13 protein-coding genes are annotated in these 11101 nt (G+C 64.0%); 5 read left to right on the plus strand and 8 right to left on the minus strand.

The window, feature by feature from the left end; genetic code table 11:
* The 5 genes from EOA36_RS14850 to EOA36_RS14870 form a co-directional block, all read right to left on the minus strand.
* The coding region (locus EOA36_RS14850) for an inositol monophosphatase family protein (protein ID WP_281040058.1) at positions 1 to 497 on the minus strand (497 nt) is incomplete at its 3' end.
* Between the two features lie 84 nt (positions 498 to 581).
* On the minus strand, positions 582 to 1583 hold the full coding sequence (locus EOA36_RS14855) for an LLM class flavin-dependent oxidoreductase (RefSeq protein WP_127278267.1): 1002 nt from the start codon (positions 1581 to 1583) through the stop codon (positions 582 to 584).
* Positions 1580 to 2413 (minus strand): arylamine N-acetyltransferase, encoded by an 834-nt coding sequence (locus EOA36_RS14860; RefSeq protein WP_127278268.1) that lies wholly within the window; start codon positions 2411 to 2413, stop codon positions 1580 to 1582. Before EOA36_RS14860 ends, EOA36_RS14855 begins: the two co-directional genes overlap by 4 nt.
* Before the next feature lie 70 nt (positions 2414 to 2483).
* Positions 2484 to 3653 carry an AI-2E family transporter gene (locus tag EOA36_RS14865; protein WP_127278269.1) on the minus strand — a complete coding sequence of 390 codons (1170 nt, stop codon included), beginning with the start codon at positions 3651 to 3653 and terminating at the stop codon, positions 2484 to 2486.
* A gap of 184 nt (positions 3654 to 3837) precedes the next feature.
* On the minus strand, positions 3838 to 4929 hold the full coding sequence (locus EOA36_RS14870; protein WP_127278270.1) for an LLM class flavin-dependent oxidoreductase: 1092 nt from the start codon (positions 4927 to 4929) through the stop codon (positions 3838 to 3840).
* A 221-nt stretch (positions 4930 to 5150) separates the two neighbouring features.
* Between EOA36_RS14870 and EOA36_RS14875 the strand changes: the two genes are divergently transcribed.
* Entirely contained in the window at positions 5151 to 5579 is a 429-nt protein-coding gene (locus EOA36_RS14875; protein WP_127278271.1) for a DUF6481 family protein, read from the plus strand.
* A gap of 163 nt (positions 5580 to 5742) precedes the next feature.
* On the opposite strand, the gene sugE is transcribed toward EOA36_RS14875, so the two are convergent.
* A complete protein-coding gene (gene sugE / locus EOA36_RS14880; protein WP_127278272.1) occupies positions 5743 to 6057 on the minus strand; it encodes a quaternary ammonium compound efflux SMR transporter SugE in 315 nt (104 codons plus the stop codon).
* Positions 6058 to 6258: 201 nt separating this feature from the next.
* Positions 6259 to 6384, minus strand: a complete 126-nt coding sequence (locus EOA36_RS38805; protein WP_127278273.1) for a hypothetical protein — start codon at positions 6382 to 6384, stop codon at positions 6259 to 6261.
* A 251-nt stretch (positions 6385 to 6635) separates the two neighbouring features.
* Between EOA36_RS38805 and EOA36_RS14890 the strand changes: the two genes are divergently transcribed.
* Both EOA36_RS14890 and EOA36_RS14895 read left to right on the plus strand, forming a co-directional pair.
* Complete coding sequence (locus EOA36_RS14890) at positions 6636 to 7595, plus strand: cation diffusion facilitator family transporter (RefSeq protein WP_127278274.1); 960 nt, start codon at positions 6636 to 6638, stop codon at positions 7593 to 7595.
* Between the two features lie 116 nt (positions 7596 to 7711).
* Entirely contained in the window at positions 7712 to 8116 is a 405-nt protein-coding gene (locus EOA36_RS14895) for a GFA family protein (RefSeq protein ID WP_127278275.1), read from the plus strand.
* A 245-nt stretch (positions 8117 to 8361) separates the two neighbouring features.
* On the opposite strand, the gene EOA36_RS14900 is transcribed toward EOA36_RS14895, so the two are convergent.
* The gene (locus tag EOA36_RS14900) at positions 8362 to 9615 is read right to left on the minus strand and encodes a DNA recombination protein RmuC (RefSeq protein ID WP_127278276.1); all 1254 of its coding nucleotides are present in this window, start codon (positions 9613 to 9615) and stop codon (positions 8362 to 8364) included.
* A 103-nt stretch (positions 9616 to 9718) separates the two neighbouring features.
* Between EOA36_RS14900 and def the strand changes: the two genes are divergently transcribed.
* The gene (gene def / locus EOA36_RS14905; RefSeq protein ID WP_127278277.1) at positions 9719 to 10249 is read left to right on the plus strand and encodes a peptide deformylase; all 531 of its coding nucleotides are present in this window, start codon (positions 9719 to 9721) and stop codon (positions 10247 to 10249) included.
* A gap of 5 nt (positions 10250 to 10254) precedes the next feature.
* On the plus strand, positions 10255 to 11101 hold an 847-nt coding region (fmt, locus tag EOA36_RS14910), incomplete at its 3' end, for a methionyl-tRNA formyltransferase (protein WP_127278278.1).

Below are 11101 nucleotides of genomic sequence, written 5' to 3' on the forward strand. Positions count from 1 at the left end.
GCCTCGGCCCGGTTTGAGAAGCCGGTGCCCACCGAACCTTCTTCAAGGCTGGTCGCCGCGCTCGTCCTCATCGGCCTGCCGTTGACGAAGGCGCCGCCGCCCAGCCTTCCGTGGAAGGTCTCGCCGGTCGATGGCTCGTGGATGACGCCGACGATCGTCTCCCCATCCCGGGCGCAAGCGATCACCACGCACCAAGCCGGAATGCCGCGCACGAAATTGGCGGTGCCGTCGATGGGGTCGATCACCCAGACATGGCCGGTAGAGCCGGCGACCGAGGCATGCTCCTCGCCGACGATGCCGTCCCGGGGATAGTCGGCGGCGATCGCCGCGCGGATGAACAGCTCGACCTCGCGGTCGGCTTGCGAGACCAGGTCCTGATGGCCCTTGCTCTCGATGGTCAGGCTGTCGAGATCGCGGAAATACCTCAGGCCGAGTTCGCCGGCGCGCCGCGCCAGATCGATGGCGAACCGCATGCGTGCTTCGAGATCATGTGTCACGGGAAAGCTCACTTGCTGCCGATGGATGCCTTGCACTTAGCAGAGCATTGTGACCGGCAAAAGCACCCGGCGAAGTACAAGACGTCAGGCCGCTTGCGACAGCGATTTGTGCGCCTCGGCCAGGATTTCGAAGGAACGCACGCGGGCGGCGTGATCGAATATCTGCGCGGTGACCATCAGCTCGTCGGCGCCGGTGCGGCGTACGAACGCATCGATGCCTTGGCGGACCGTTTCCGGCGAGCCGACGACGGCGCAGGACAGCGCCTGGCCGAGCATGGTCTTGGCCATCGGGTCGAGATCCCGGTCATAGCTCTCGACCGGCGGCGGCAATCTTCCGGACCTGCCGGTGCGCAGATTGACGAAGGCCTGCTGCAGCGAGGTGAACAGCAGACGTGCCTCGGCGTCGGTGGGCGCTGCAAAGACATTGAGGCCGAGCATGACATGTGGCTTGTCGAGCTGCTCGGACGGCTGGAAGCGCGAGCGGTAGATGTCCAGCGCGTGATCGAGTTCCGCCGGGGCGAAATGCGAGGCGAAGGCATAGGGCAGGCCGAGCATGGCGGCGAGCTGCGCGCCGTAGAGGCTCGACCCGAGAATCCAGATCGGCACCGTCTGCCCTTCGCCAGGCACGGCGCGCAGGCGCTGGCCTTCCTCGGCCGGCAGGAAATAACCCATCAGCTCGACGACATCCTGCGGGAAATTGTCGACGCCGGCCTCGAGATTGCGGCGTAGCGCCCGCGCCGTGTTCATGTCGGTGCCGGGAGCGCGGCCGAGGCCAAGGTCGATGCGGCCTGGAAACAAGGCCGCCAGCGTGCCGAACTGCTCGGCGATCACCAGCGGGGCATGGTTGGGCAGCATGATGCCGCCGGCGCCGACGCGAATGGTTTTGGTGCCGCCGGCAACATGGGCGATGACAACCGATGTGGCCGCACTGGCAATGCCTGGCATGTTGTGGTGCTCGGCCAGCCAGTAGCGCTTGTAGCCGAGCCGCTCGGCGTGGCGGGCGAGGTCGAGCGAATTGGCGAGCGATTGCGAGGCATCGCTGCCTTCGACGATCGGCGACAGGTCGAGGACGGAAAGTTCGGTCATGTACTGGTCTCCACGATCTTCTTCTCACGCACCCGAGCCTCGAAGGCCGTGCGGTCGGGAATGGTGATGCCGAGCTGGCCTTCCAGCGTGTCGGCGAGTTCAGTGGCTGTGGCGATCTGCTTCTGTTCGGTGTGGCCATCAATGTGATGGATCGACAGGCGATTGCCGCGCAGCGCGTAGCGCCGGTCGGGCGCGGCGCGCGCCGCCAGAACCGAGGTCAGGAAATGCGATGCCGGGTTGGTCGACAGGAAATAATTGGTGACGGAATAATCGACCTCATAGTGCGGCTGCAGATCGAAGCGATACAGCGAGCGCCAGCCGCCGCCGATGGCGGCCTGCAGGCGAAAGTGATCGCCGGTTTCAACGATGCGGAACGTTTCGTGCGGGGTCGTCTGTTCGAGGCCCGGCTCGAGCAGCAGCGGGGCGGTCAGCGTCAGGCCGCCGAAGCCGACATCGGCTATATAGGTCCGGCCATCGAGCTCGGCGCGCAAAAGCATGTGGCTACGCGCCGTGATCGCGTCCTCGCTCTGACCCCAGAGCACACGCGCGGCGAGGCCGCCGACCTCGAAGCCAAGCGCCTTCAGCGCGTGCATGAAAATGAGATTGTGCTCGAAGCAATAGCCGCCACGCCCGTCGAGGACCATCTTGTCCTGCAGCGATGCGGCGTCCAATCGGACCGGGCGCCCCAGAAACGGATCCATGTTCTCGAAGGGGATCGCCTGCGGATGCAGGAAATGAAGCGTCTTCAGCGTGTCGAGCGAAGCATCACTGGAACCGGCATGGCCGATCCGGGCGAAATAGGCGTCGAGGTCGAAGGGAGCGTCGTTCATCGGGAAGGGCACCGGGCACTGATCGGGCGGATATAGGCATTCGATCCCGCCGCCGCAAACGGTGCGCCTGTTATGCGGCGGCCGTGCCGTCCTGTTCGTCGGCGTCCTCCTCCACGACCGCCGTATGTTGGGCGGCGAGAAAATTGCCGACATGGCTAAGGCTCTCGAAATGGTCGCAGAACACCTTGACGACGACCAGCAGCGGCACAGCCATCAGCGCGCCGACGAAGCCCCACAGCCATGACCAGAATGCGATGGCGATGAAGATCGCCACGGCGTTGATCTCGAGCCGCCGCCCGACCACCATCGGCGTCACGAACTGGCCTTCGACGATGTCGCACAACACCAGGAAGGCAGGCGCCAACAACGCGTAGGCGATCGTGTCGAAGCTGATCAGCGCGATGACCGTGACCAGGACGAGCGTGATCATGGCCCCGACATAAGGCAGGAAATTGAGCAGAGCGGCCGCGGCGCCCCAGACCAGCGGATTGGGCATGCCAAGCGCCCACAGGCCGAGGCCGATGACCGTGCCGAGGCCGGTGTTGATGATTGTGACGGTGAGCAGATAGTGCGAGATTTCCCGCTCGACGTCGTAGACGACGCGCAGCGCCCGCTTCTTTTCGGTGAGGCTGGCGAAGGACTGAATGATCTTCTCGTAGAACATCGTGCCCGAGGCGAGCAGGAATAGCGACAAAACGAAGATGATGGTCAGGCTTGTTCCGGCCGACAGGATGTTGCTCGCCGCCGACGACAGGAAGCCGGACTGCGCCACCGCGACCTTCTGCACACCCGGTTCCTGCGATGTTTCGGTCAGCCCTTCGATCTGGTGCGCGATCTCCATGATCCTCTCGACCGGCCGCCGCAACTGCGCCAGCCGTTCGGTCAGTTGCTGGCCGATGGACGACGTGTTGTTGATGAGATCGATGACGGGGCCGCTGAGCACATAGCCGGCGCTCGCGAAGACGAAGATGGATACAAGCACCAGAAGCGTCGCCGAGACCACTTCGGGAATGCCGCGCTTGCGCAGCAGCCGCACGATCGGCGTCAGTGTCAGCGTCAGCAGAAAGGCCAGGATGACCGGCATGAAGAAGGCGCGCGCGAAATAGAGCGCATAGATGCTCATGAACAGGAAGATGCCGATGAGCAGCGAGCGCATCAGGCGTGTGTCGGCGCGCGTTGCCAAACGTGACTCCTCGGCCTCGGCAACGCCTGCGCCCAAAGCGGCGGGTTCGGCTTTCATCGTGGCCCCCTCGGCGGCGCACCACAACTGATGCAATCCGCAGACGAAAACGCCGGCACGGCTTCAAGGTTCCGTTAGCCGGCACTGCCGTGCGGGCCGCCGTCGAGGGATCGTGCCGCCAATTGCGCAACCGGAGACTCGGCTGCGAGTGCGCCATATTACATGCGATGCAAAGATTTACCCTTCAGACAATCGAGTCGGCGCCGGAGAAATCCAAGCCCGCAGGCGCCGCCACGGCCGGCACGGATTTCGCCGTTTCCTTGCGCACGATCGGCGCCACCTTGGTGCCATAAAGCTCGATCGCCTTCATGATCTTGGCGTGCGGCATGGTGCCGATCGCCATTTGCAGCAGGAAGCGGTCGTTGCCGAAAATCCTGTGCTGGGCGACGATCTTTTCCGCCACCTGCTCCGGATTGCCGACGAACAGCGCACCATCGGGACCACGCGACTGGTCGAAATGCGCGCGCGATGTCGGACCCCAGCCGCGCTCACGGCCGATGCGGTTCATCACCTCGGCTTGCGGGCCGTAGAAATCGTCCGCCGCCTGCTCGGTCGTGTCGGCGATGAAGCCATGCACGTTGATGCTGGTGGCCAAGCCTGCCGGATCGCTGCCGGCGCGCTTGGCTGCATCACGGTAGAGGTCGAACAGCGGCGCGAAGCGCGCCGGTTCGCCGCCGATGATGGCAAGCGCCAGCGGCAGGCCGAGCGCGCCCGCGCGGGCTGCCGATTGCGGCGTTCCGCCAATCGCGATCCAGACCGGCAGCCTGTCCTGGAAGGGTCTGGGATAGACGCCGCGATCGTTGATCGGCGCGCGCAGACTGCCCGACCAGGTCACCTTCACCTGATCGCGGATGGCAAGCAAAAGGTCGAGCTTTTCGGCGAACAGCTCGTCATAGTCTTCGAGGTTGTAGCCGAACAGCGGGAAGGATTCGATGAACGATCCGCGCCCGGCCATGATCTCGGCGCGGCCGCCTGACAGAAGGTCGAGCGTGGCGAATTGCTGGAAGACGCGTACCGGATCGTCGGAAGAGAGCACGGTGACAGCGCTGGTCAGTCTGATGCGCTTCGAACGCTCCGCCGCCGCGGCCAAAGCCACGACCGGCGCCGAGGCGGCATAGTCGGGCCGATGGTGTTCGCCGAGGCCAAAGACGTCGAGGCCAACCTGGTCGGCCAGTTCGACCTCCTCGATCAGGTTGCGCAGCCGCTCATGCGGGCCGATGGCGCCGGGACCCGGCACAGGGCTCACATCGGCAAAAGTGTAGAGGCCGAGTTCCATTTGAATGTCATCCCAGTGTGTTGATTGTCGCCCTAGAGGTAGCGACGCGTCCGTCGCGCCGCCAGAGGGTGGCTGGTGAACAGTGCATGTCGATTTCGGCCGGAAATGCGTCTCCCCGGTGCAACATCCCGGAATTTCATGGCTGCCATACCGTTTTGGCGCTTGAACTCCCGGTTTTCACGCGTATGTAAGCCTCGCGAATAGACTTCAAGGAAGTGGACTTGGCTATCTACAGGGAAAAAGACATTTTCGAGCGGCGCAATGCCGCGACCGAGGCAAAGAAGGCGCTTCTGGAGCGCTTCAAGTCAAAGCCGGCAGCAGACGATCCCGCGGTGCTGGCACGACAGGCCGAACGCAAGGCAATTCTTGCGGCACGTGAGATCCGCGAGGCCGAAAAGGCCAAGCTGAAGCAGGAAAAGGTGGCGCGCGAGGCGATCGAGAAGGCCGAGCGTGAGGCAGCAGCTGAAGCGGCGCGCATTGCCGCCGAAGAGGCAGCGGAGGCGGAAGCAAAGCTTCGGGAGGCTGAAGAGAACGAGCGCATTGCTCGCTTGCTTGCCGATGAAGCCGAGCGCAAGGCAAAGCGCGACGCGCGCTACGCAGCACGCAAGCAGCGCACCGGCAGGACTCCTCCCGGCTTTACGGGTCGCTAAGAGCGCACTCGCCTCGACGGATGACCAACAAGGGACGCGCCAAGGCGCGGCCCTTTTTTCGCTTGTCCATGTCGCCGACCGGAAGCTCCTGCATCCGGGATGTCGGCTTGGACATCCGGGGATATCGGCTCGGTCGATGTCGCCCGCCGGCGGACAAGGCCATTCAGGCCGCGAATTTCAGCCCCATGATGCCGCAGACGATCAACGCGATGCAGCCGAGCCTGATGGCCGTGGCGGGCTCGCCCAGCAGCCAGATGCCGAGCAGCGCCGTGCCGACAGTGCCGATGCCGGTCCATACCGCATAGGCGGTGCCGACAGGCAGCGCCTTCAGCGCCAGGCCGAGCAAGGTGAGGCTGACGATCATCGACGCGACCGTGAGCACGGTTGGAACCAGCCTGGTGAACCCGTCGGTGTATTTGAGGCCGATTGCCCAGCCGATTTCGAACAGGCCGGCGAAAAACAGAAAAGTCCAGGACATCGCAACGCTCCATCGGAGCATCCAGGCTTTCCGGCCTTGGCTGCTCAGTCGACAATGGCGGGTCGTCCCGGCCGAATTTTTCGGAAAGTGCGAGGTCGTCCCCGCGCCGTCGATATAGGGCTGTCCGAATGCCCGATCAACACGTGCCGGCGGCATTGTCGAATGCCGCCGGTGAAATCCCGCCGCGCCGGTTGCCGGGACTTACTTTTCCTTGAGCCTCATCGCCTTGACCGGCGGCGCCTTCAGGGCCGGAGCGGCTACAGGCTTCTTGGCGTCTTTCTTTGGTTTGCGGGCTTCCTTGCCTGCTTTCATCGCACCTTTAGCCATGATTCGTTCCTCCAGTTGCGGGAAACGGAGTGAAACAAGAGAAGCGTCTCTAGGCAAGGGGCTGTTTCCGTCCCGCCACCACTGCCAATGCCCGTGTCAACCGCTTTCCGGTCCCATTGGCCTCGGGCGGGCAACGCCGAGGCCTGAACGGATCGACGGGTTATGCGTTCAGGATGGATATGGAGCTTCCGCGGGCGGGTGGCTAAGCTCCCCGGCACAAGCTCGCGAGTATCGGAGACGGCGAGGAAGCGATGGCAGGGCACGGCGGCTCCAGAACGGTCATCTATGCGGCGCTCGCCGGCAATCTCGCCATAGCGCTGACCAAGTTCGCCGCCGCCTTTTTCACCGGCAGTTCGGCCATGCTGTCGGAAGGCGTGCACTCGCTGGTCGACACCGGCAATGGCGGCCTGCTGCTCTACGGCATGCACCGCGCGGCGCGCCCCGCGGACAGTACGCACCCGCTCGGCCATGGCCGCGAACTCTATTTCTGGAGCTTCATCGTCGCCCTGTTGGTCTTCGCGCTGGGCGCCGGCGTGTCGTTCTACGAGGGCGTTGTCCACATCATGGCGCCGGAGCCGGTCGCCAACGTCAAGGTGAACTATATCGTTCTGGGCCTGTCCTTCCTGTTCGAAGGCAGCTCCTGGCTGGTGGCACTGAAGGAGTTCCGCAAGCAGAAGGGAAGGCAAGGCTGGCTGCAGGCCGTGCAATCGAGCAAGGACCCAAGCGTCTATACGGTGCTGTTCGAAGACAGTGCCGCGCTGCTCGGCCTGACCGTCGCCTTTGCCGGCATCCTGGCGGCGGAGATTTTCGAGATGCCCGAACTCGACGGCGCCGCCTCGATCGGCATCGCGCTCATCCTCGGCGCGACGGCAATCTTCCTGGCGCGTGAAAGCAAGGGCCTGCTCATCGGCGAGCCGGCCTCACCCGAGGTGCAGAGGAAGGTACTGGCGATCGTCCAGCAGGATCCGGCGGTGCAGCGGGCGAACGGTGTGCTGACGGTGCATATGGGACCGGAAGAGATCGTTGCCGCCCTGAGCATCGAATTCGAGGACCATCTGGCGGCGCCGGAGATCGAGGCCTGTGTCGAACGCATCGAGGCGCGGCTGAAGAAGGAAATGCCTGAGATCGCGCGGCTGTTCGTCAAGCCGCAGACCACGGGCACCTGGGAAAAGCGGCGTAAGGTGATCGAATCCGCGTCCGATGAAAGTTGAGCATGATCCCGAAAACCCTCTTCGTGATCCATGCCCTGGCCTCTGGACCAGCGCCGCGCCGTTGCCTCGCATCCCCGCGTCGCTAAGATCAGCCGATCGATTTTGGAGGAATGACGATGAAGATAGACGGCGGCTGTCATTGTGGTGCCATCACCTACGAGGCGGAGGTCGACCCGGAAAAGACCTCGATCTGCCACTGTACCGATTGCCAACAGCTGACCGGTACGGCCTTTCGCGTCACCGTTCCCGCGCCGCAGGATCACTACCGGATCACCAGGGGCGCGCCGAAAATCTATATCAAGACCGTGGCGAGCGGCGCCAAGCGCGCCCAGGCTTTTTGTGCCGACTGCGGCTCGCACCTTTATGCGACATCGGTCGGCGACGGTCCGAAGGTCTATGGGATCAGGGTCGGGACCTCGCGGCAGCGTCAGGACCTGGTCCCGAGACACCAGAAATGGCACCGGTCGGCGCTGCACTGGCTTCCGGACTTCGAGGGCATGACGACGGTGGAGGAGCAGTAGGGTTAGTAGGCTCCCACAAGACCTCTGCGATTAGCGAAGCCTCCCATCGCTTCGTCATCCTCGGGCTTGACCCGAGGATCCATGCCGTGACCTTGCCGAAGGATGCCGTGGAACGGAATTCTGCACTGTTGCGGCGCGCCGCGGTCGCGGCATGAATTCTAGGGTCTGCGCGCGTCGCTCCGCTCCTTGCTCCGCCCTAGAATGACGATGGGATAGACGCTTCGCTAATCTCTGGCGTCGAGCGACTACTCTCCATCTTCGACGACCCTCAGCCTCAACTGCCCCGTCTTGGAATCAGCCACGCGCGGTGCGGCTTCCGCCTTGGCGGCGCCGCCGTGTGGGACGTCGGCCTCGCCTTCTCCGAACTCCAGCGCCTCGATCTTCTGGCCGCGCTTGGTCACTTTCGAGGTCGAGACGAGGATGTCTTCGATATCCTTGGCCGACTGGCCGAAATGGCCCTGCAATTTGCGCACCCGCTCGTCGACACGCTGGACATCTTCCATCAGCCTGATGACTTCACCCTGGATCAGATGCGCCTGCTCGCGCATGCGGGCATCCCTCAGGATCGCCTGGATGACCTGGATCGACAGCATCAGCAGCGAAGGCGAGACGATGATGACGCGGGCGCGGTGCGCCTTCTGCACGACCGCCTCGAAATTCTCATGGATTTCGGCGAACACCGATTCCGACGGCACGAACATGAAGGCCGTGTCCTGCGTCTCGCCCTGGAGCAGGTATTTTTCCGAAATGTCGCGAACATGGACCTCGATGTCGCGGCGAAAGGCCTGGGCCGCGACCTTCTGCAGGTCGGCGCCGTCGGCGGCGCGGATGGCATTCCATGCTTCCAGCGGAAATTTGGCGTCGATGGCAAGTGACGGCGCGCCGTTCGGCATTTTCACCAGGCAGTCCGGCCGGCTGCCGTTCGACAGCGTCGCCTGGAATTCATAGGCCCCATGCGGCAGGCCGTCGGCGACGATCGCCTCCATGCGCGACTGGCCGAAGGCGCCGCGGGTCTGCTTGTTGGAGAGGATCGCCTGCAGCTGCACGACCTGGCCGGCCAGCGACTGGATGTTGCCTTGCGCGGTGTCGATGACCGCCAGCCGCTCCTGCAGTTTCGCCAGGCTCTCATGCGTGGATTTGGTCTGCTCGGTCATGGTCTGGCCGATGCGGCCGGTCATGGCGTCGAGGCGCTGGCCGATCGATTGCGTCAATTCGGCCTGCCGGGCGCCGAACACTTCGGCGATGGCCCCCATGCGGCCCTGCATCTCAGCCTGCGACTGCAAAATACCAGCCATGCGTGTCTCGGCGTCGCGGGCATGGTCGGCGGCCTCCGCGGCGGCGACCGCGCGCGCCTTGGCCGACCGCCACAGCGCAACGACGAGCGCCACGAACAAGCCGAGAAACAGCAAGGCGCCGAAGGCCAGCGCGTGACCCAGCGTGATTGTCGAGGCGCCGAGCCGTACGACAGGCTCCGAAAAGATGGTGCTGAGATCATTCATGTGGACAGCATAGCCGATTCGGCGGGCTGGCACAGATCAAAACGTGAACGAGGCTCAGGCGCACCGGTTGACGCCTTTCCTTGGAGGTCTTAGGTGAAACGCCATGCCGATCAAGCCGCTCATCATCCTTCCCGACCCCATCCTGCGCCAGGTTTCCAAGCCGGTGGAGCGCGTCGACGCGCCCTTGCGCAAACTGGCCGACGACATGCTGGCGACCATGTATGACGCGCCCGGCATCGGGCTGGCGGCAATCCAGATCGGCGAACCGCTGCGCATGCTGGTGATCGACCTTGCCAAGGAAGACGAAACGCCGGCGCCGCACGTCTTCATCAACCCGGAGATTCTCGAAAGCGCCGACGCGCGGTCGGTCTACGAGGAAGGCTGCCTGTCGATCCCGGATTACTATGCCGAGGTCGAGCGCCCGGCTTCCGTGCGGGTCAAATATCTCGACCGCGACGGCACGCTGCAGGAGATGGAGGCCGAGGGCCTGATGGCGACCTGCCTGCAGCACGAGATCGACCACCTCAACGGCGTGCTGTTCATCGACCATATCTCCAAGTTGAAGCGCGACATGGTGGTGAAGAAGTTCAGGAAGCTCGCCAAGGACAAGGCGCCAGGCAAACTGGTGGGATAGGGGAAATGCCCCTTCGTGTCGTCTTCATGGGTACGCCGGAGTTTTCGGTGCCGACGCTGCGCGCCATTGCCGAAGTGGGACATGATGTCGCCGCCGTCTACACGCAGCCGCCGCGCGCCGCGGGCCGGCGCGGGCTGGAGCTGACGCCGTCGCCGGTGCAGCGCGAGGCCGAGCGGCTGGGCATCGAGGTGCGCACGCCGGCATCGTTGAAAGGCGAGGCCGAACAGGCTGCCTTTGCTGCGCTCGGCGCCGATATCGCCGTGGTCGTCGCCTATGGTTTGCTTCTGCCCAGGGCGGTTCTGGAGGCGCCCCGGCTCGGCTGCATCAACGGCCATGCATCGCTTTTGCCGCGCTGGCGCGGCGCCGCCCCCATCCAGCGGGCCATCATGGCAGGAGACCTGGAAAGCGGCATGATGGTGATGCGCATGGAGGAGGGCCTCGACACCGGACCGGTGGCATTGCTTGAAAAATGCGCCATCGACCCCGATATGACAGCCGGCGATCTGCATAATCGATTGATGAGCGTTGGCGCTGCCCTGATGGTGGAAGCGCTGGAACGGCTGGAACGGAATACCCTGACATTTACCGCGCAAGCGGCCGAAGGGGTGACTTACGCCAGGAAAATCGATAAATCCGAGACGCGCGTGGACTGGACGCGGCCTGCGGCCGACGTCCACAACCACATTCGTGGCCTGTCGCCCTTTCCCGGCGCCTGGTCCGAAATTGAAATTGGCGGCCGCATGGAGCGGCTGAAACTGCTTCGCTCGACTCTGTCCGAAGGCCTGTCGCCTTCGGAAGATTTGGGCGAGTCGGGAGGAATTCTCGATGACCGGCTGACGGTCGCCTGTGGAA

Origin of the sequence: Mesorhizobium sp. M8A.F.Ca.ET.021.01.1.1 (assembly GCF_003998025.1) — a bacterium.
Classification (GTDB): Bacteria; Pseudomonadota; Alphaproteobacteria; order Rhizobiales; family Rhizobiaceae; genus Mesorhizobium.